The organism is Arthrobacter sp. JDC6, from assembly GCF_056484025.1.
The window spans coordinates 865422-883532 of record NZ_CM151278.1; the positions used below are offsets into that span (position 1 = coordinate 865422).

Annotated in this window: 17 protein-coding genes; 7 read left to right on the forward strand and 10 right to left on the reverse strand. The window is 66.5% G+C overall.

Features of this window, described 5'->3' with window-relative positions:
- Positions 1-3: 3 nt before the first annotated feature.
- Complete coding sequence (locus ACV095_RS03975; protein ID WP_018768868.1) at positions 4-876, forward strand: 3-hydroxyacyl-CoA dehydrogenase family protein; 873 nt, start codon at positions 4-6, stop codon at positions 874-876.
- Between the two features lie 9 nt (positions 877-885).
- On the opposite strand, the gene ACV095_RS03980 is transcribed toward ACV095_RS03975, so the two are convergent.
- Entirely contained in the window at positions 886-1119 is a 234-nt protein-coding gene (locus tag ACV095_RS03980) for a DUF6480 family protein (protein WP_018768867.1), read from the reverse strand.
- Positions 1120-1193: 74 nt separating this feature from the next.
- On the opposite strand from ACV095_RS03980, the gene ACV095_RS03985 reads away from it, so the two are divergent.
- Positions 1194-1802 carry a GNAT family N-acetyltransferase gene (locus ACV095_RS03985; RefSeq protein ID WP_018768866.1) on the forward strand — a complete coding sequence of 203 codons (609 nt, stop codon included), beginning with the start codon at positions 1194-1196 and terminating at the stop codon, positions 1800-1802.
- Between the two features lie 10 nt (positions 1803-1812).
- Here the strand turns inward: ACV095_RS03985 and ACV095_RS03990 are convergent, their stop codons facing one another.
- Positions 1813-2655: an SGNH/GDSL hydrolase family protein gene (locus ACV095_RS03990; RefSeq protein ID WP_018768865.1), complete on the reverse strand. Its 843-nt coding sequence runs from the start codon at positions 2653-2655 to the stop codon at positions 1813-1815.
- A gap of 204 nt (positions 2656-2859) precedes the next feature.
- Between ACV095_RS03990 and ACV095_RS03995 the strand changes: the two genes are divergently transcribed.
- Both ACV095_RS03995 and ACV095_RS04000 read left to right on the forward strand, forming a co-directional pair.
- Entirely contained in the window at positions 2860-3585 is a 726-nt protein-coding gene (locus ACV095_RS03995) for a tyrosine-protein phosphatase (protein ID WP_018768864.1), read from the forward strand.
- Positions 3586-3675: 90 nt separating this feature from the next.
- Positions 3676-5814 (forward strand): S1 family peptidase, encoded by a 2139-nt coding sequence (locus ACV095_RS04000; protein WP_478222940.1) that lies wholly within the window; start codon positions 3676-3678, stop codon positions 5812-5814.
- 69 nt (positions 5815-5883) lie between these two features.
- Here the strand turns inward: ACV095_RS04000 and ACV095_RS04005 are convergent, their stop codons facing one another.
- Together ACV095_RS04005 and ACV095_RS04010 are read right to left on the reverse strand one after the other, a co-directional pair.
- Positions 5884-6591 (reverse strand): DUF4397 domain-containing protein, encoded by a 708-nt coding sequence (locus ACV095_RS04005; protein ID WP_134164097.1) that lies wholly within the window; start codon positions 6589-6591, stop codon positions 5884-5886.
- A gap of 104 nt (positions 6592-6695) precedes the next feature.
- Positions 6696-7139 (reverse strand): PaaI family thioesterase, encoded by a 444-nt coding sequence (locus tag ACV095_RS04010; protein WP_051081334.1) that lies wholly within the window; start codon positions 7137-7139, stop codon positions 6696-6698.
- Positions 7140-7283: 144 nt separating this feature from the next.
- On the opposite strand from ACV095_RS04010, the gene paaZ reads away from it, so the two are divergent.
- Both paaZ and ACV095_RS04020 read left to right on the forward strand, forming a co-directional pair.
- On the forward strand, positions 7284-9395 hold the full coding sequence (paaZ, locus tag ACV095_RS04015) for a phenylacetic acid degradation bifunctional protein PaaZ (RefSeq protein ID WP_478222941.1): 2112 nt from the start codon (positions 7284-7286) through the stop codon (positions 9393-9395).
- Between the two features lie 168 nt (positions 9396-9563).
- A complete protein-coding gene (locus tag ACV095_RS04020) occupies positions 9564-9971 on the forward strand; it encodes a VOC family protein (protein WP_478222942.1) in 408 nt (135 codons plus the stop codon).
- A gap of 108 nt (positions 9972-10079) precedes the next feature.
- On the opposite strand, the gene ACV095_RS04025 is transcribed toward ACV095_RS04020, so the two are convergent.
- From ACV095_RS04025 to ACV095_RS04045, 5 genes are all read right to left on the reverse strand, one after another.
- Positions 10080-10385 carry a hypothetical protein gene (locus ACV095_RS04025; RefSeq protein ID WP_018768858.1) on the reverse strand — a complete coding sequence of 102 codons (306 nt, stop codon included), beginning with the start codon at positions 10383-10385 and terminating at the stop codon, positions 10080-10082.
- Positions 10386-10398: 13 nt separating this feature from the next.
- Positions 10399-11535: a S1C family serine protease gene (locus ACV095_RS04030; protein WP_478222943.1), complete on the reverse strand. Its 1137-nt coding sequence runs from the start codon at positions 11533-11535 to the stop codon at positions 10399-10401.
- 101 nt (positions 11536-11636) lie between these two features.
- On the reverse strand, positions 11637-12242 hold the full coding sequence (locus ACV095_RS04035; protein WP_478222944.1) for a TetR/AcrR family transcriptional regulator: 606 nt from the start codon (positions 12240-12242) through the stop codon (positions 11637-11639).
- Between the two features lie 109 nt (positions 12243-12351).
- The gene (gene paaK / locus ACV095_RS04040; RefSeq protein WP_134164093.1) at positions 12352-13704 is read right to left on the reverse strand and encodes a phenylacetate--CoA ligase PaaK; all 1353 of its coding nucleotides are present in this window, start codon (positions 13702-13704) and stop codon (positions 12352-12354) included.
- Positions 13705-13710: 6 nt separating this feature from the next.
- The gene (locus ACV095_RS04045; protein ID WP_478222945.1) at positions 13711-14181 is read right to left on the reverse strand and encodes a hotdog fold thioesterase; all 471 of its coding nucleotides are present in this window, start codon (positions 14179-14181) and stop codon (positions 13711-13713) included.
- Positions 14182-14370: 189 nt separating this feature from the next.
- On the opposite strand from ACV095_RS04045, the gene pta reads away from it, so the two are divergent.
- Positions 14371-16497: a phosphate acetyltransferase gene (pta, locus tag ACV095_RS04050; protein WP_478222946.1), complete on the forward strand. Its 2127-nt coding sequence runs from the start codon at positions 14371-14373 to the stop codon at positions 16495-16497.
- Positions 16498-16575: 78 nt separating this feature from the next.
- Here the strand turns inward: pta and ACV095_RS04055 are convergent, their stop codons facing one another.
- Positions 16576-17907 carry an MFS transporter gene (locus ACV095_RS04055; RefSeq protein WP_018768852.1) on the reverse strand — a complete coding sequence of 444 codons (1332 nt, stop codon included), beginning with the start codon at positions 17905-17907 and terminating at the stop codon, positions 16576-16578.
- Positions 17908-18111 lie beyond the last annotated feature (204 nt).

Below are 18111 nucleotides of genomic sequence, written 5' to 3' on the forward strand. Positions count from 1 at the left end.
ACCATGAGCAACATTGAAGTCCCCGCCAACCTTCCCACTTACGTGGGAGTGCTGGGCGGCGGCCGCATGGGCGCCGGTATTGCCCACGCTTTCCTGATTAAGGGCGCCGACGTGCTGGTGGTGGAGCGCGACGACGTCTCCGCCCAGGCCGCCCGGGAACGGGTGGAGTCTGCGGCCGCGAAGAGCATTGAGCGCGGCGGTGTGGACGCCAACTTCGAAGAGCTGGTGTCGCGGCTCACCGTCAGCACCGACTACGACTCCTTTGCAGGCCGTCAGCTGGTGGTGGAAGCCGTCCCCGAAGACTGGGACCTCAAGGTGACGGCGCTGCGCGGGATCGAGGAACGGCTGACGGAGGATGCCTGCATCGCGTCCAACACCTCGTCGCTGTCCGTTAACGGCCTGGCCCGTGAACTGAAGCGGCCGGAGAACTTCCTGGGCCTTCACTTCTTCAACCCCGTGCCGGCCTCCACCCTCATTGAGGTGGTGCTGGGTGAGCGCACGTCTCCCGAACTTGCCGCCGCGGCGAAAACGTGGGTGGAGGCACTCGGCAAGACCGCCGTCGTCGTCAATGATGCCCCGGGTTTCGCGTCATCCCGGCTTGGCGTGGCCATCGCCCTCGAAGCCATGCGGATGGTGGAGGAAGGCGTGGCGTCCGCTGAGGACATCGACGCCGCGATGGTGCTCGGCTACAAACATCCCACCGGACCGCTCAGGACCACGGACATCGTGGGCCTGGATGTGCGGCTGGGCATCGCCGAATACCTGCACTCCACCCTGGGCGAGCGGTTCGCGCCGCCGCAGATCCTCAAGGACAAGGTGGCCCGCGGTGAACTGGGACGCAAGACGGGCAAGGGCTTTTTCGACTGGCCCAGCTAGAAACGCTGCCTAGTCGAAGAAGCCCACAATGTAGCCGATGAAGTACAGGAGGCACAGCAGGACCACGACGCCGATAACGGCGATCCACAGGAACTGCGTGCCCTTCCCGGGCCCGCGCTCCTCATGGCCCTGCGGGCCGACGGTGGATGCTTCCCCCGGCGGAGTTTCGCCCGGCGGAACCCCGCCGCCCGGCTCCAGGCCGGTGATCTTGTCGTCCTCGGGATCCGGGTTGGTTCCTGACACAGTAACTCCCTCGCTCGACGCCGTGGTGCTGCCCCCAAGCGTAACCCGCCTGCCGGCGGCCCTAGGCTGGTGCAGTGACTTTCCTTGAACCCCTTACCCTGACCGGCCGCTACGTAATCCTGGAGCCGCTCGCGGAGGAGCACCACGACGGCCTGGTGGATGCGGCCAGTGACGGCGAGCTGTGGAAGCTTTGGTACACGTCTGTCCCGGCTCCGGACGCCATGGCGGCGGAGATCCGGCGCCGCCTGTCCCTGCAGGAGCAGGGATCAATGCTCCCCTTCACCACCCGTGTGATCGACGCCGCCAGCGGCGGGCCGGGCCGCATCATCGGCATGACCACCTACATGAACATCGACCCCGCCACGCCGCGCGTGGAGATCGGCTCCACCTGGAACGCCGCCTCCGCGCAGGGCACCGGCACCAACCCGGACTCCAAGCTCCTGCTGCTTCGGCACGCCTTCGAGGTGGTCGGTTGCCCGGCCGTGGAGTTCCGCACCCACTGGCTGAACCACCAGTCGCGGGAGGCCATCGCCCGGTTGGGCGCAAAGCAGGACGGCGTGCTGCGCAGCCACTCACGGACCAGCGACGGGAACCTGCGGGACACCGTGGTGTTCTCCATCCTGGACCATGAATGGCCTGCCGTCCGTGCCGGGCTGGAGTACCGGCTGGCCCGGCGGACGTAGGGCGGGATGGCTACCGCACGAGTTGGCCGAGCCTCACCGACGCGAGTAATGCAGAGGCATAGGCCCGGTGTCCGGCCTTGTTCGGGTGGAAGCTTCGCGGATCAAGCTGAACCGTGCCGGTTGAATCGACATAAGCGGCAAAGAAGATCCAAGGATCCCCGGAATTGACCTCGTGCCCGGCGAACCGGTCAGTCACGTCAACGTAAACGGCGTTCGTGCCGTAGTTCACATTTGCGAAGTTCACCGCATCCATAATCGCCCCATTAATGGCCAATGTTCCGAGGTTGATTAGCTCCTGACTCGTCAGGGGGATGGGGAGTGGAACAACCGGGTCAGTTGTATCGAACAGTTGCGGGTAACCCAACACGACCACCGTCGCATGCGGTGCGGCTGCCTGGATCGCCTTGTATGTGTCTGCCAGCGCCAGGGTGAGGGCACCGAGGCTGGCCTCTGAAGTGGCCGCAGTGACGGCATTCCTGCAATCCGTCGGGCTCAAGGTCGCGCAGATTCCGATTATTTGTGCAAAACCCAAATCGTTCGCGCCTGCTGTGATACTCACCAGTTCGGCATCCGCCAAAGCGGCCTGCGTCTTGGGGTCGCTTAGCTGTGCGGCCACGCTTGTTGGCCCGCCAGTGAGCTCCGCACCGCTACAAGCGGCGTTCACGAGCAGGTTCACACGGCCTGTCTTAGCCACAATGTCCACATAGCCGCCGGGGGTCTGGATGCAGGTTTTGGTCTCGTCATAGGGCCCGGCGCCAATGCCAGCGGTATAGGAATCTCCCAGCGCGACATAGTCGATTGGGGGAGGCGCTGCCTGCGCCGGAATGGCCGCAAGGCCCAACGCCATGGCCATGCTGGCAAGGCCGGCCGCTATAGCCGGGAGTCGGCGTCGTAGTACAGCATTTCCCACTGGAGTCCCCTTTGAACATCAGTCACATGAAGTAGCTAGTGCCCGCAACAGTATTGCCCAGCGGGTGGAAGCCAGGAGGCCTTTGTACCCTTCCCTGTTGTGACCTTTTGTGCTGCAGCATTCAGGAGCTTGTGGTTAGCTGTGCGGATGAGTGAGCGTGGCAGGCCCATGGACTGGGACGGAGCTGTCAACGCGTGGCACGTTTCCGGGGGCATCTACCGGATGGGCCGGCGTGAATGGCTGACCGGGGCGGGATGGAAGCAGGTGTTCGACGACGGCGTCCGCACGGTGGTGGATCTCCGTAACACCGCCGAGGGGCGGCGCCGGGACAACGACCCGGTGGTGCCGGAGGAGGCGTGGACGGGGATCGACATGGTGCAGGCACCCACGGAGGATCCGGATGACCCGCGCTTCACCGCGATTACCGGACTCTACCTGAATGATCCCGCGCATTACGCCGCGAATGCCCGTTTTTTCCCCGAGAAGCTGGTGGGCGTCTTCCGGAGCATCGCCCTGGCCGCGCCCAAGGGGAACGTCCTGCTGCATTGTGCCGCAGGCCGGGACCGCAGCGGGCTGGTGGCCGCCATGGTCCAGGACCTCGCGGGGGACTCCGACGACGCGATCGCCGAACGGTACCGGCGGGCTGCCCGCGGCATCAACGAGCGCTACCGCACGCACGGTCCGCCGCACAGCCGGGAACGCTGCCTGCCCGAATCGGAACTGGCTCCGCTGCTGGAGCAACGCGGGCTGGCGGTGGTCGCGTTTGTCCGCGGCCTGGACACCCGGAGCTATTTGCTGGCGAACGGATTGAGCCCTGCGGAATTGGATGCCGCTTCCGGCCTTGCACGCCAAAAGGATACTCTTGTGACTTGAGTGACAGGTGTGGTTGCTGTGACCTGTGCGACCGCGCCGTCATCCCAGCGCGTGTATACGCAGATGCGGACGAGCGGAACGGCGATCCCAATGAAAAGAATTACTGCCACAGGAACGGTAGCCGGCGTGGCACTGGCCTTGGGCCTCGCTGCCGGGCCCGCTGCGGCCTTCCCGGCACCCGCCGGCTCCGAAAACCCGTCGCCGGCTCCGGGAACCTCCGCAGGGACGTTCACGTCTTCCGGTGCAACACCAGGCGCGGGCACAACCACCCTGTCAGAGGCAGCGCTGGACGATGCGGTGCAGCGGGACCTCAAGCTGACTCCCCAGCAGTTCGAGGCCGCGGGCGAGTTGGGTGCGCAGGCGGCTGCCGCGGCTGTTCAGTTGCGCCAGGTCCCGGGCTACGCAGGAATCCGGATCGACGGCCGCACCATCATCGTGACCGGATCCGGCGATGCGCTTGGGAGGGCGGTTGCCGCCCTTGCCGGCAATACATTCCCCATGTTGCTCGAAGCACCCGCGGCGGAGCCGCCCACGGCGGCGCCGGCTCCGTCACCCTCGACGGCTGCGGACGGCTCCAGGGCACAACTGGCAGTGAACACGGAGCAGCTGTTCCAGGCATACCTCCGCGACGTCGGCCCGCAGGGTTTGCAGGCCGTCATGTCCGCGGGGGGAAAATTCGTGATCCGAACCGGCGGAATCAACACGCCGGAGGCGCTTTCCGCCGTTTCCCCCGCAGCCGGGGCAGACGCAGCCGGCAAGAGCACCGGCAAGGTTTCCCCTGAACAGTTTGTGTCCCGTTACGCCAACGTGGAGCTCGACGGCGGGACTCCGCTGAAGCCCGAGGCGGACGTTCCCGGCGGCATTGGATACCAGACGGACATCGGCTTCGTCTGTTCCACAGGCTTCTCGGCATTCGACCCCGCCGGGCTTCCCACCGTCCTGACTGCCGGCCACTGCGCATCGGATGGTGCCGCCAAGACAGCAACCCTGGAATTCCAGGGGGTACCGGCCGGGCCCCTGGGAAAGTTCGGCTTCAGCCAGTTCGGTGGCCCGGGCAACTCACCGGTTATTGATCCCAGTATGCCTTCAGGCCCTGATTACACCGCCATCACAGACCCCGGGAATGTCGGAACGGACATATCTGTCATCCAGTCACTAAGACAGGACATCGATCCGCTTCCTGCTGCCAGTACCTGGGGCGACCCTTCAGCGCCCGGGCCGGACGTGAAGATCGTTGGTTCGGCGGACCCGGTGGTTGGGATGCCTGTTTGCCGGTCCGGCAGATCCTCAGGCTGGTCCTGCGGAACCGTCGACGCAGTGGGGATCTTCCTGGTGCCAGGACCTGACTATAAGAAGAACGCCAACGACATCCGGGCCTTTGATGGATTTCTGTCCTACGGAGTACAGTCCAGCGGCGGGGACTCCGGCGGACCATACCTCAGTGGGAACTACGCCCTGGGCACCCACTCCGCGGGGGATACGCCGGATGCGAATGGCAATGTGGTGCAGAATTTTGCTGTCGCAGCAACCCTGCGGGACAGCCTGGCTGTGCTGCCCGGCTACCAGCTGGAAGTGTTCCTCAACAAGCCTGCCATCACGGCACCAGCGCCCGGCGAAACCTACAAGCCCGGCCAGGTCCTTTCCGGCCAGGTTCCTGCCGCGCCCGCTTCGGCCGTCGCTGCCGGGTCCAGCGTCAGGATTACAATCCAAGGGAAGGACCCGTTCGACGTGCCCGTGGACGCGGCCGGAAAGTGGAGTTTCACGGCTCCGCAGGGTGCGGACACGCTACGGTTCACCGCTGAGACGGTCAATGGGTTCAGCCGGTCCGGGGTCAGCAGTTTCGAGTTCGCGGCCGCCACAACGGGACCGCCGACTCCAACGCCAAGCCCGACGCCGACTGCGCCGACAGCGAGCAATCCAGTGCCAAGCAGCCCTGGCCCTGCTCCAACCACACCTGCTCCCATCGCCCCTGCCCCCGCCGACCCGTCGCCTGCCCTGCCGACTGTAACGGCCGCCGTCGTACCTCCGACGGCGGCCAGCCCGACTCCCAGCGCACCACCTGCGGACCTTGCCAACACCGGTGGACACGATGATCGTGGCGCCGGCGGCCTGGCCTACACCGGAGCGTCCGGGTTGATTACCGCAGCGGCCTGGGCGGCGGGAGCCCTCGCCGTCGGACTCCTGCTCATGGTCCTTGTCCGCCGGCGGAACAGGCGTGCATCACGGTAACCGGACCCGGGCAGGGCCCCGCCAGGGGGCCTGCCCGCAGCCATAGCGCTGTGGATGGTAACTGCGTGGTTAGTCGTGCTCGTCGCACTTCTCCTTGCCGCCAACCACCTGGACGGCCAGTTTCAAGGTGTTGTCGGCCAGGCTTCCCCACGCGTAGACGATGGTGTTCTTCCCGGCTTCGACGGTGATGTCCGCTGGGCCGATCACGGGATCGGTGGTTCCGGCGGCGGCTACCGCTGCTGAAATGGTCCCGGCCTTCAGCTTCAGGGTGGCCTCGTCCGGGTTGCGGAGGTCCTCGATCACTGCCGATCCGCCGGCCAGCACATCCACGGCGGGGGCTGCGGCCACGTGCCGGACCGTCAGCTTGCCCTTCTTGTCGTTGCGGGGCGCCTTGGTGTCGTTCGTGAAGAGCGATGCGGTGGGTGCCCCATCAGCGCTGAGGTGCGCCACGGCAGTGTAGTTGCGGCCCTCGTCGAGTTCCACGTCGACCGGCCCGATCACCGGGTTCTCCGCACTGGTGGCATCCGATGCCGTGATGGCGATCCGGTAGTCACCGGCAGCCAATTCCAGCGGGCCGGCCAGGGTCCCTGGTGTGAAGTCATCGAGGGTGAGCTCGCCGTTCACCCACACGTCGACGGTCAGGCCGGGAACCCCGTGCAGGACGGACAGCAGGGCGGGATCGTCATGGTGGTGCCGGCCGCCTGCCTGGGCGGGGGCGGCGAAAGCCAGCGAAGCGGCAAGGGAAAGCGCTCCAGCGGCGTAGGTCATTTTGCGCATGTCGAACTCCTTGAGGGAAGCCCGGTAGCCGGGCAGAGGATGCTTACGCGCTTACTACCGCCGCAACACCGTCCCTGGATGCACGGCCCGGCATCTTTTTTAGATCAGCTTTTTCTTTTCATCAGCAGGTTGGTGATGCGCAGGGTGCACAGCCGCTGGCCCGCCTCGTTGGTGATCAGCACCTCGTGCGTGGCCAGGGTGCCGCCCAGGTGGATGGGGGTGGCGGTGATGGTGATCTGGCCTTCGCGTGCGGAGCGGTGGTGGGTGGCGGAAACGTCCACGCCCACCGCCGTCTTGCCCATGGTGCTGGCGTGGATGACGGCAGCCCAGGATCCCACGGCCTCGCCCACGGCAAGGGAGGCGCCGCCGTGCAGCAGTCCGAAGGATTGCCTGTTGCCCTCCACCGGCATGGTGGCCACCACGCGTTCAACGGACTCCTCCAGGATCTTCACGCCCATCTTTTCGTCCAGCTCGCCGAGCGTGATCTTCCACAGCTCGTGCGCATCGGGCTGGTTCCCGGCAGCATCCATGGGGGTTGGGGCGCTCATACGTTCTCCTTTGGGTGGCCGAATTCAGTCCCGGCCTTCTAGTGTGCAGCACGGCACTTCATGTATGGTGAATATATTACCGAACGGACGGTCAGTAATGACCCGTCCTGTTTGCCTGCCCCCTTGTTGGAAGGACCGTCAACGATGACCACCACCGCCACAGCTCCCCAGGCCACGGTCGACACCGTGGAGACAGTGCCCAGCTTCATCATGGATGCATGGTGGACGCCCGACGCCGGGTCGTCGGCTTCGGCAGTCCCCGTCCGTGATGCGAGCACCGGGGAGATCCTGGCGAAGGTGAGCACGGAGGGCCTGGACCTGGCCGCCGTCGTGGACTACGGCCGCACCACCGGCCAGGCCGAACTGGGCAAGCTGACCTTCCACCAGCGGGCGCTCAAGCTCAAGGAGCTGGCGCAGTACCTGCACGCCCGGCGCGAATACTTCTACACCTTCTCGGCCCAGACCGGTGCCACCAAGGTGGACTCCATGATCGACATCGACGGCGGCATCGGCGTCCTCTTCACGTTCGGGTCCAAGGGTCGGCGTGAACTTCCCAATTCCCAGGTGGTGGTGGACGGGCCCATGGAGGTGCTGTCCAAGGACGGCTCCTTCGCCGGCGAGCACATCTACACCCGGATCCCCGGCGTCGCCGTGCAGATCAATGCGTTCAACTTCCCGGTCTGGGGCATGCTCGAGAAGTTCGCGCCCGCCTTCATCGCCGGCGTGCCCACCATCGTCAAGCCCGCCACGCCTACCGGCTACGTGGCCGCGGCCGTGGTCAAGGCCATCGTCGAGTCGAACATCCTGCCCAAGGGCTCGCTGCAGCTGGTCTCCGGTTCGGTCCGCGGGCTGCTGGACGTCCTGGACTACCGCGACCTGGTGGCCTTCACCGGCTCCGCGTCCACCGCACTGTCGCTGAAGTCCCACCCCAACGTGGTCCAGGGCGGCGTCCGCTTCACCTCGGAAACCGACTCCCTCAATGCCGCCATCCTTGGCCCCGACGCGGTGGAGGGCACACCGGAATTCGACGCCTTCGTCAAGTCCGTGGTCACCGAGATGACGGCCAAGGCCGGGCAGAAGTGCACGGCCATCCGGCGCGCCATCGTGCCGCAGGAACTCGTTCCGGCCGTCTCCGCCGCCATCGGCAAGCGCATCGCCGAGCGCGTCGTCCTCGGTGACCCCCGCGCTGACGGCGTCACCATGGGCGCCCTCGCCTCCGTGGAGCAGCTGAACGATGTGCGCGCGGCCGTGCAGTCCATGCTCGACGCCGGCGGTGAGCTTGCGTACGGAACGCTGGATTCGCCGTCGGTCACCTCAGCCGACGGAACCACCGGCGTGGTGGAGGGCGGGGCATTCATGGCGCCCGTCCTGTTGAACTGGCAGGACCCGGAAGCGGAGGAAGTCCACTCTCTGGAGGCCTTCGGTCCCGTTTCGTCCGTGATCGGGTACAAGGACATTGCCGACGCCGTCCGCCTGGCCGCCCGCGGCAGCGGCTCGCTTGTTGCCTCGGTGTGCACCAATGATCCTGACGTGGCTCGGGAACTGGTCACGGGAATCGCAGCGCACCACGGACGTGTCCTGATGCTCAACCGCGAGGACGCCCGCAGCTCCACCGGGCACGGTTCGCCCGTGCCGCACCTGGTGCACGGCGGTCCCGGCCGCGCCGGTGGCGGCGAGGAACTGGGCGGCATCCGTTCGGTGATGCACCACATGCAGCGCACCGCCATCCAGGGTTCGCCCAACATGCTCACCGCCGTCACCGGTGTGTGGCACACGGGCGCGGACCGCAACTTCACGGTGGAAACCGAGGGGACGCACCCGTTCCGGAAGTCCCTGGAGACGCTGCGGATCGGTGATGCCGTCCGCTCGGACCTGCGGCAGGTCACCCTCGAGGACATCACTGCTTTCGCCAACTCCACGGGCGACACGTTCTACGCCCACACCAACCGGGAAGCCGCCGAAGCCAACCCGTTCTTCCCGGGCATCGTGGCCCACGGCTACCTGCTCCTCGCCTGGGGCGCCGGACTGTTCGTCGAGCCCGCCCCGGGCCCGGTCCTGGCCAACTACGGGCTGGAAAACTGCCGCTTCACCACCCCCGTGGCCGCAGGTGATTCGATCCGGGTGACCCTGACCGCCAAGAAGATCACTCCCCGTGAAACGGACGAATACGGCGAGGTGGCCTGGGACGCTGTGCTCACCAACCAGAACGACGAGATCGTGGCCACTTACGACGTCCTCACCCTCGTGGAGAAGTAGCCTCCAACGCCCAATCACCTGCTGCGGGTTTTTCCCCAACGCCCCATCACGTTCCGTTAGGAGGTGATGGGGCGTTTTGGGTTTTGGTGCGGGAGGTGATGGGGCGTTTGGGGGAGGGTCTTTTTCGGCAGCCCGGGCGTAAGATTCTTCCCGTAGGAGGTGGCCCACATGAACCTTAAACTGAGCACAGCCACAACCATCCTGCCCGTCGATGATGCAGCCCGCGCCCGCAGTTTCTACACAGAAAAGCTCGGGCTCCCGCACCGCGGCAAGGCGGACGACGGAAGCGAATTACTCGGCACCGGCGGCGGCCCCCTGCTGCAGCTGATGCCGGTCGCGGACGGCAAGCACTCCGATCACACTGCGCTGAGCTTTGAGGTCCCGGACATCGAGGCAACTGTCAGGGACATGGAAGCCAAGGGTGTGGTGTTCCAGGACTATGACCTGCCTACGCTGCGGACGGAGAACCACATCTGCACCACGGACTCGGAGAAGTGCGCCTGGTTCATGGACACGGAGCACAACATCCTGTGCGTCCACCAGAACCTCGGCAGCGCCCTCGAGTACCAGGTCTAGGCGAGTACCAGGTCCGGGCGCGGCAGCTGCAGGCAAGCCCAAACTGAAGCAGCAGAGGTGTCCCGGTCGGATCGGGGCACCCCTGCTGCTTGTCTTGGTTCGCCGGCGTCAGCTTTCGGCGCCGCCGTGCAGGCTGTCGTCGCTGCTGTCATCCTCGCGGCCGGTGCCGTGGCCGTCCTCGCTGCGGTCGGAGAGGTCCATGTTGCCGCGGGCCTCGTCCATGGTGGGGCCGCCGGAGGGAATGCTGTAGGTGTCCGGGCGGACGCCGTGCGACTGTTCCTCGATCAGGGCCTGCTCCTCGCTGAAGCGGATCACGTTGGCCTCGTCGCCGGCGTCGCCGGGAACGTCCTCGCGCATTTTTGAGGGGTCCGGGATGATGAATCCTGCGTCGGGCTCTTCCTTGGGGTGGCTCATATTCTTTTCCTTCCTATCGGGTGGTTGTGCTGGCAGGCCGGTCGCTCAGGTCCACCTTGATATCCAAACTTTGATCGCCGCGCTTGACCTTGAAGCCTACGGTGTCCCCTGGGTTGCGCTTGCGCAGTTCCGCCAGGAGCTTCTCCGGGGTGGTCAGCTCCACGCCCTCCATGGACTGCAGGACGTCGCCCGGCCGGATCCCCGCGCGCCCGGCAGGACCGTCACCGTCGGCAGCGAGCACCACGACGCCGGCCCCTTCCTGGATTCCCAGTTGGTCCGCAATCTGGGCCGTCAGCTCGCCGGGCGTCAGCCCCAGGTAGGCGTGTTTTGCGGTGCCGTTGGCCAGCAGTTCTTCGGCGACGTCCACGGCGGTGGCGGCCGGGATGGCGAAGCCAAGGGAGACCGCGCCGGCTGACGGCGGGATGTAGGCCTCGCTGATCCCGATCACCTCGCCGCGCATGTTGATAACGGCACCGCCGGAGTTGCCGGGGCTGATGGGTGCGTCCGTCTGGATGAGGTCCACCAGGGAGAGGCTGTTGGACGCGGAGCCGGGGATGGAGCGGTGGAGTCCGGAGATGATGCCGGCGGTGGCCGTGTTTTCAAAGCCGAGGGGTGAGCCCAGGACCAGGGCGCCTTCGCCCACCTTGGGCAGGTTGCTTTGATAGGTGGGCTTCGGCAGGCCGGTGCGTTTGGCCTGCACCAGCGCAAGGTCCGTCACCGCGTCGCTGGCCTTCACCGTTCCTTCCACCCGCTGACCGTCCGCGAACCCCACCTCAACCTTGGTGGCGCCGCGGATCACGTGCTCGTTGGTCAGGATCAGGCCGTCGGCCGAGTACACCACCCCGCTGCCCAGGCCGCCCTCCGTGAAGATGGTGACAACCGACGGCGACAGGTTTTCCACGAGTTGCGGCAGGTTTCCGGCCGCTGTCCCGGAGTTGCCGCCTTCCGTCCCGGTCGAACCGGAGGTGGGGGGAGCGGGCGTGGAGTTGGCGGAGGCCGACGGCGACGCCTGGCTTGGGGAGGTGCCGCTGGGGGCCGGGGGGCTTGGCGTACCGGTGCAGCCGCTGAGTGCCAAGGCGGCCGCCAGGGCGCCGCCGGCAAGCACTGTCCGGGGGCGCCGTGAACGCCGTGGATCTGTGGCCTGGCCCATCGGTACCTCCCTGCGGATGCTGGTTTTCTACCACCGTAGCCGGGGAGCAGGAAAATACCAAGCACACTTATTATTGATGCCTGGGCCGGCCCGGCTGCCGCCTACACGTCAGCATGCAGGCCGTCGAACGCCATGGTAATGACGTCGTCAGCCAGCCGCTGCGGGGACAGGGAGCCGCCGGGCTTGTACCACTCGACGATGGAGTTGATCATGCCGAACAGGAGCCGTGAGACGGTCCGCGGGTCGATGTCCTGGCGGAGCGAGCCTTCGTCGCGCGCGGCGGAGATCAGGGCCGCCACCTTGTGGTCGAAGGTGCGCCGGCGCTCCAGCGCATCCCGTTCGATGTCCGTATTCCCGCGGAGGCGCAGGAGCAGCGTGACGAAGGGCAGGCGGTCCACCAGCACCGCCACGGTCTGCCGCAGCACAAACTCCAGCCGTGCGTCGGCTGCCCCGGAGGTAGCCTGGGGCTGCTCCAGGATGGCCTCGAGGCCGCCCAGGGCGTGGTCCAGGGCAAGCTTGAGGAGGTCGCCCTTGGACGGTACGTGGTGGTAGATCGCAGACTTGGAGATGCCCAGGTTCTCGGCCAGGATGCCCATGGAGGTGGCATCGTACCCGTGGCGGTTGAATACGTCGACGGCAATCAGCAGCACCGACTGCTGGTCATACCCGGGCCGGCCGCGCTTTGCAGGAGCATCTGTGGAAGACATAGCCGCCATTTTCTCATGAACGTTCGGTAATCGGCCGGAGCCCGGCCGCCGGGTCCGGCAGCGCTGGAGCCGGTGGCAGCGGCCCCGGCCGACCGTGGAGAACTGACTCCTAGCCCTTTGGGCGCAGGTCGTAGATCCGGCGCAGCTTGCCGTTGGACCGCTCCAGCGACCCCGGCTCCACCACGTCCACCGTGCACGAAGAACCCACGTGGATCTTGATCTGCTCCTTCAAGGTGCGTGCCGCCGTCGTGCCCTGTTCAATGCTCACCGCGTCGCGGCGCTCGATGCGCACGGTCAGCTGGTCCATCCGCTGGCCTTCGGGGCGGGTGAGTTCGAGCTGGAAGTGCGGGCTGAGCTCAGGGATCCGCAGGGCGATTTCCTCGATCTGGGACGGGAAGAGGTTCACGCCGCGCAGGATGATCATGTCGTCGCTGCGGCCGGTGATGCGGCCCATCCGGCGGTGCGCTGGGCGGGCCGTGCCGGGCAGCAGGCGGGTGAGGTCTTTGGTCCGGTAGCGGATGATGGGCAGCGCTTCCTTGGTGAGGGACGTGAACACCAGCTCGCCGTGTTCGCCGTCGCGCAGGACGTTCTCCTTGCCCGCCACCGGGTTGAAGGGGTCGATGATTTCGGGGCGGAAGTGGTCCTCCCAGATGTGGCTGCCGTCCTGGGTCTCCACGGCCTCGCCGGCCACGCCCGGGCCCATGACCTCGGACAGCCCGTAGATGTCGCATGCCTTGAGGTTCATGGTGACCTCAAGTTCATGCCGCATCTCCTCGGTCCACGGCTCGGCGCCCAGCACCGCATACTTCAGCGATGTGGAGGCGGGATCGATGCCCATGTGGGCCATGGCGTCGGCGATGGTGAGCAGGTACGTGGGCGTGGCCAGGATGGCGTCCGGCTTGAAGTCCTGGATCAGCTGGATCTGGCGTTCGGTCTGGCCGCCGGAGATGGGGATGACGGTGCAGCCCAGGGCTTCGGCCCCGGCGTGGGCGCCCAGGCCGCCGGTGAACAGGCCGTAGCCGTAGGCGTTGTGGACCTTCATGCCCGGGCGGATGCCGGAGGCGCGGAAGCTGCGGGCCACGAGCTTCGCCCAGTCTGCCAGGTCCTGCTTGGTGTAACCCACCACGGTGGGGCGGCCCGTGGTGCCCGAGCTCGCGTGGACGCGGGCCACTTCGTGCTGCGGTACCGCGAACATGCCGAACGGGTATTCCTCGCGCAGGTCGTCCTTGGTGGTGAACGGGAAGTTGCCCAGGTCGCTCAGTTCACGCAGGTCGTTGGGGTGGATGCCGGCGTCGTCGAACTTGCGCTTGTACAGCGGCACGCGCTCGTAGGCGTAGGCCACCGTGTGCTGCAGGCGGCTGAGCTGGAGGGCCTCGAGCTCATCGCGGGAGATGGTTTCCTCGCGGTCCAGGCCGGGGTCGATGCCGGCAGCGGCGGGGGTTTCGGGGGCATGCAGGGTCATGGTTTCCTACTTCTTGGGAATGGTGCGGCTGCGTCCGCGGAACTCGGCGATGAGCTCGCCCGGGGAACTGGGTTGGGTTTCGGAAGCCGGCGCGGCGGCGTCGGCCGCGAAGATCTGGATGTCGTACAGTCCGCTTCGCCCGGCACTGGAGCGGCGGTCTGCGACGGCGGTCAACACCTGGCCGCGGAAGGCGGGCTTGAGGAAGTTGATGTCGACGCCGGAGGCCACGGTGATGGTGCCTTCCTCGCCGGGTGCAGGGCGGATGGGGTTGCACGCGAGGGCGAAGGCGGTGTCCCCGAACGCGAAGATCATTCCGCCGTGGGCCATCCCGAAACCGTTGAGCATTTCCTGTCGGAGGGTCATCCGGATGGTTGCATGGCCGTCGCTGAGGGCGAGGACCTGGATTCCCATCCATTCGGAGGCGTAGTCGTTTTCCAGGATGGGGTGGGTGGCCCCGGAAAGTGTTGCTTCAGCCATGCGTCATTGCCTCCAGCTTTATTTACCGAATGTTCATTAGGTAATCCCATGAGGGGGTCCGGTGTCAAGGGCAGCGTGCGTAGGCCGGGAGGGCATCCGGGGTGGAATGCCCGACGGCGGCGCGCGCCACGGGGCCTGAAGTGCAAGGATGGGAGGACACGCACCAGCAAGAACAGCAAAGGGCGGACCATGGCCAAAGGCATCTACGTCAGCGCAACCACCCCCGGCTCGGGCAAGTCCCTGGTAGCCCTGGGCCTGGCGGACACCCTGCACCGGCACGCGGACCGGATCGGCTTCTTCAAGCCCGTGGTCCACGGCCCCTCGGCAGCCGAGGACCCCATGGTGGCGCTGATGAAGTCCCGGTTCGCCCTGGACGATGACCGGTGCCGCGGCGGCCTGACCTACGCGGAGGTCCGCACGCTGCTCGCGGAGGGAAACCGGGCCGAGATCGATGCCAGGTGCGTGGAGATCTTCGCCGACATCGCCCGCCTCTGCGACGTGGTGATCGTCGAAGGCACAGACCTGGTGGGCCAGGACTCCGCCGTCGAATTCGACCTCAATGCCCGGCTTGCCAACAACCTGGCCACGCCCGTGGTGGCCGTTGTGGGCGCCAAGGGGCGGACCGTTCCGGAGACCGCTGCAGCCGTCGAAGTGGCGCGCAAGGAACTTGCCGCGGAAAAGTGCTCACTCCTGGCCATCATGGTCAACCGGGCAAACGCTGATGACCTGGACGCCATTGCGGCGGCCCTGAAGCCCGGTGCCTCCGGCCGGCCCGTGTACATCCTGCCGGAACTGGAGGAGATCGCCCGGCCCACCACCGGGGAGGTGGCCATGGCGCTGGGCGTGCGGCAGATCGCCGGCACGCCGGACATGGAACGCGACGTCAGGGACATCAAGGTGGCCGCCATGAATGTGGGCAACTTCCTGAACGTGCTGGATGAAGGCGCCCTGGTGATCGTGCCGGGGGACCGGGCGGACGTGATGGTGGCCTGCCTGGCATCCTCCTTCTCACCCGAGTTCCCGGTGGCGTCGGCGCTCATCCTCACCGGCGGCCTGGCCCCGGATGCCAACATCTACCCGCTCCTGGCGCAGGCACCGTTCCCGGTGTTCGCCACCGGAGATGACACCTACCAGACCGCCCGCCGGGTCTCCGAGGTCCGCAGCGAGATCTGGTCCGGGCACCGGCGCAAGGTGGCCTCGGCCTTGGGGCTCTGGTCCCGGCGGGTGGATGAAGCCGAACTGGTGGAACGCCTCCACCTGCCCAGGCCCGAGCGGATGACCCCGCTGCGGTTCCTGCACGACCTCATCGAGCGGGCCCGGTCGCAGCGCCGCCACGTTGTCCTGCCGGAGGGAACCGATGTCAGGATCCTGCGCGCAGCCGAAATCCTGCACCGCCGCGATGTCTGCGACCTGACGCTGCTGGGCCCCGAATCCGCCGTCCGGGAACTGGCCGCCGCGAACGGCATCGACCTCACCGGGATCAACGTCATTGACCCTGCCACCTCCGAGCTTCGTCTCACGTTCGCGGGGAAGTACGCCGAACTGCGGGCGCACAAGGGCGTGGACCTGCCCAAGGCGCTGGAGATCATGCAGGACGTGAGCTACTTCGGCACCATGATGGTCCAGCTGGGCGTGGTGGACGGGATGGTCTCCGGCGCGGCGCACACCACGGCGCACACCATCCGGCCGGCCCTGGAGTTCGTGAAGACCCGGCCGGGCGTGAAGATCGTGTCCTCGGTGTTCCTGATGCTCATGCCGGACCGCGTGCTGGTCTACGGCGACTGCGCTGTGAACCCGGACCCCAACGTGGAGCAGCTGGCGGACATTGCCCTGGCCTCGGCCGAGACCGCCGCCCAGTTCGGCGTGGAGCCGCGGGTTGCCATGCTCTCCTATTCCACCGGAGGCTCAGGATCGGGTGAGGCGGTGGACGAGGTGCGGCAGGCCACCGAGCTGGTCCGCCGGCGCCGCCCGGACCTCGCCGTGGAGGGCCCCATCCAGTACGACGCCGCCGTGGATGCCTCCATTGCCGCGTCCAAGATGCCCGGCTCCTCGGTGGCGGGGCAGGCCACGGTGTTCATCTTCCCGGACCTGAACACCGGCAACAACACGTACAAGGCGGTGCAGCAGAGCTCGGGTGCCGTTGCCGTGGGCCCCGTCCTGCAGGGGCTGCGGAAGCCGGTCAACGACCTCTCCCGCGGCTGCACGGTGGAGGACATCGTGAACACCGTGGCCATCACCGCCATCCAGGCGCAAAGTGCTGCGAAAGCCCAGGTGCAGGAACAGGCGCAGGTCTCTGCAGAGGCACCGGCCTCCTAGGGCACCACGCAGAAAACGTACGACGCCGGCACTTTGGTAAGTGCCGGCGTCGTACTTTTGCCTGGCGGCTGGGAAGGCCTAGGCGGCTGCCTTGACCTTCAGCGGCTCGATCTTGCCAATGACGAACAGGTAGTTGGCTGCGCCAATGAGGGAGATCGCGCCGATGACGGCCAGCGGCGCCACGAAGGATCCGGTCTGGTCCACCAGTACGCCGATCAGGATCGGCGTGAAGATGCCGGCCAGGTTGGAGGCGAAGTTCTGCAGGCCGCCGATGGAGCCGACGTGCCGTGAACTTGGGGCAACGTCCGCCGGCAGGGACCAGATTCCGGTTGCCGCCACGGTGAGGCTGGAGTAGGCGACGGACAGGAGGGCAAGGGCCATCCAGGCTTCCGGGACCAGTGCGGCAAACATGATGACGGAGCCGCCTGCCAGGCCGCCGGCGATGGCCGTTTTGCGGACCTTGCTGACCGGGGACCCGGCGCGCACGGCACGGTCGGCCAGGTAGCCACCCAGCCAGCCGAACAGGACGGCGCAGATGCCGGGGATGGCGCCGAAGAAGCCGAGCTTGAGGAGGTCGAAGCCGCGTTCCTTGACCAGGTAGCTGGGGAAGAACGTGATGAAGAAATAGATGGCGCTGTTCAGGCAGAAGAAGCCGAACATCATGCTCAGGATGGTGCGGTACTTGAAGAGCGAACGCCAGGGGAGTTTGGCCGCGCTTTCGTCGTCGCTTGCCGCGCCGCGGGCGCCGCCGTCCTGGATGTAGCTGACTTCGGCGGCGTTGGCGCCGGCGTGCTCCTCCGGGCCGCGGTAGTACTTCCACCACACGGCGGCCCAGATGATTCCAAGGACACCGATGATGATGAACACCGCGTGCCAGGAGGTGAAGGCGACGATCAGGGTGACGATCGGCAGGGCGATGACGGCCCCGACGCGCGAGCCGGAGTCCCAGATGCTGGTGGCGAAGGCGCGTTCGCGGACCGGGAACCAGGTGGCCACCACCTTGGCGGCTGTGCTGGGCGCCGGGCTTTCACCCACGCCGAGGAGGAAGCGCGCCGCGAAGAGGGACCAGAAACTGGATGCGGCGGCGGTGACCATGGTGAAGACGGACCACCACACGGCGGCCAGTGAGAACGAGCGGCGCGGGCCTACCTTGTCCACGTACCAGCCCGCTGCGAGCTGGAAGAAGTCGTAGGCCCAAAAGAAGGCGGCAAAGATCAGGCCCTGTTGGGTGGCGCTGAGTTCAAAGTCCTTGCCCATGAAGGGCAGTGCGACGCTGAGGCTGGAACGGTCCAGGTAGTTGATGCTGAGGCCTATGAAGGCAAGCCAGATGATCACCCAGCGTTTGCGGGTCATCAGGCGGGGCTGCCGGGCTGGAGTGCCAAGGGTTGTTTTACTTCCGAGCGTAGTCATGCGGTCTCCTTCGACATATACATGGCTTCGGGTGCGGTGCGCACGTGCGGGAGGGGGAGACGCGGAAGATATCTGCGCCAAAATCATATAGGAATCGGGTTAATCATATAGATTTTGTGATCCAGATCAAGTGTTGCTTTTGGAAAGCCTGCGGAGAAGCTGCCGGCGGCGGGTGGCTTATGATTCCCCCAGCAGCTTCACTCC

Bases quoted from the DNA above. Each gene is read 5' to 3' on its own strand.
- ACV095_RS03975 (WP_018768868.1), top strand. From the start codon at position 4: ATGAGCAACATTGAAGTCCCCGCCAACCTTCCCACTTACGTGGGAGTG.
- ACV095_RS03990 (WP_018768865.1), bottom strand. From the start codon at position 2,655: ATGGCCATGGCGTTGGGCCTTGCGGCCATTCCGGCGCAGGCAGCGCCT.
- ACV095_RS03995 (WP_018768864.1), top strand. From the start codon at position 2,860: ATGAGTGAGCGTGGCAGGCCCATGGACTGGGACGGAGCTGTCAACGCG.
- ACV095_RS04000 (WP_478222940.1), top strand. From the start codon at position 3,676: ATGAAAAGAATTACTGCCACAGGAACGGTAGCCGGCGTGGCACTGGCC.
- ACV095_RS04005 (WP_134164097.1), bottom strand. From the start codon at position 6,591: ATGCGCAAAATGACCTACGCCGCTGGAGCGCTTTCCCTTGCCGCTTCG.
- ACV095_RS04010 (WP_051081334.1), bottom strand. From the start codon at position 7,139: ATGAGCGCCCCAACCCCCATGGATGCTGCCGGGAACCAGCCCGATGCG.
- paaZ (WP_478222941.1), top strand. From the start codon at position 7,284: ATGACCACCACCGCCACAGCTCCCCAGGCCACGGTCGACACCGTGGAG.
- ACV095_RS04020 (WP_478222942.1), top strand. From the start codon at position 9,564: ATGAACCTTAAACTGAGCACAGCCACAACCATCCTGCCCGTCGATGAT.
- ACV095_RS04025 (WP_018768858.1), bottom strand. From the start codon at position 10,385: ATGAGCCACCCCAAGGAAGAGCCCGACGCAGGATTCATCATCCCGGAC.
- ACV095_RS04030 (WP_478222943.1), bottom strand. From the start codon at position 11,535: ATGGGCCAGGCCACAGATCCACGGCGTTCACGGCGCCCCCGGACAGTG.
- ACV095_RS04035 (WP_478222944.1), bottom strand. From the start codon at position 12,242: ATGTCTTCCACAGATGCTCCTGCAAAGCGCGGCCGGCCCGGGTATGAC.
- paaK (WP_134164093.1), bottom strand. From the start codon at position 13,704: ATGACCCTGCATGCCCCCGAAACCCCCGCCGCTGCCGGCATCGACCCC.
- ACV095_RS04045 (WP_478222945.1), bottom strand. From the start codon at position 14,181: ATGGCTGAAGCAACACTTTCCGGGGCCACCCACCCCATCCTGGAAAAC.
- pta (WP_478222946.1), top strand. From the start codon at position 14,371: ATGGCCAAAGGCATCTACGTCAGCGCAACCACCCCCGGCTCGGGCAAG.
- ACV095_RS04055 (WP_018768852.1), bottom strand. From the start codon at position 17,907: ATGACTACGCTCGGAAGTAAAACAACCCTTGGCACTCCAGCCCGGCAG.